The sequence below is a fragment of the Pseudomonas sp. P4_C3 genome (assembly GCF_056402075.1).
Genome location: NZ_JBFUIC010000653.1, coordinates 1 through 1,159, shown reverse-complemented (window position 1 = coordinate 1,159; position 1,159 = coordinate 1). Strand labels below are relative to the sequence as shown.

At 56.1% G+C, this 1,159-nt stretch carries 1 protein-coding gene; it reads right to left on the bottom strand.

Features of this window, described 5'->3' with window-relative positions; translation table 11 throughout:
- Positions 1–47: 47 nt before the first annotated feature.
- Positions 48–1,159: FAD binding domain-containing protein (locus AC1DVH_RS31510; protein ID WP_477757078.1), on the bottom strand; the 1,112-nt coding region annotated here is incomplete at its 5' end.

The following is a 1,159-nucleotide window of genomic DNA, read 5'->3' as shown; positions in this document are numbered from 1 at the left end:
GATATGCATGTTCCATGGTTGTCTCCTGCGAAGGGCGTGTAACTGAATTAAAACTTCACGGGCACTGCGGTTTCACGCATCACGGCTTCTGGAGTCCGGTACAACTCAGCCATTTCGCGCTCTTCCTCGCTTTTCAATTGCGCCTGCATATACGCGCCAAGATGCCTGGCGTGCTGAACTATCGAGGCGCCGAAACGGCAGCGTTGTTCGCTGTAGTCCGCCAAGGCATCTTCAACGGATGCATGTCGCTCAAGTGCTTCGACGATTGCCAAGGCATCACCGGCCGCCTTGGTGACCCCCATCCCGCAATGAGGACGGACCACAAATGCAGCGTCGCCGAGCAGAGCGACTCGTCCGAAATTCATCTTCGGTACTTCCAGGTCGTAAATCGGCTGGAACAGCGGTTGCGTTGCTTTCTTCACGACTTCGGCAAACTGCGGGGCAAGTAGCGTATCGGCGGACTCATACATATTGGCGAGCACATCACGACGTATCAGTGCCGGAGGAATTCCACCTTCAAACTGTTTACCGCTCTCATCCCGGAGCAGATCCTTCAACTCATCGTCGCCGCTGGTGCGGTACCAGACAAAGTTGTAACGACGCTCTCCTGCAAGGGTGCTGTTCGACTGGCCAGCAACTGGATACCCCAAAATTTGCTCGCGCGGGGGTAAACAGAACGCAAATTTATCGAAGAGCGATGCGTGGGCGGAGTCGGAAAGAACACCTTCATCGACCAACCCGCGCCATGCGATATAGCCGGCGTATTGTAGGTGTAAGTCAGGTAAAAGCTGCTGGCGAATCGTCGACCGGAATCCATCGGCAGCAATAATGATGTCCGCTTGATGAGTTGTGCCATCAGCCAATGTGACACTGGCATGGGACTCCGTGCTTTCGACCGAGGCGACGCTGCCACCGCAACGATAGAGCGAGTCTGGAAAAGCGGCGCGAAGAACCTGGTACATCTTCCCCCACGCAGTCAGCGTTTGCGGGAGCGCGTTCTCGAGTACGACATCGCCGTCCTGGTCCAAAGTGACGCGCAACAGCACATCGATACCTACCGACGCATCGAGTGGGATACCCGCAGCAGCCATCGCCTCGAACAATTCAGGATGTGTAACGATCCCTGCGCCACGTCCAGCGAGTTCGTCCGGAACACGTT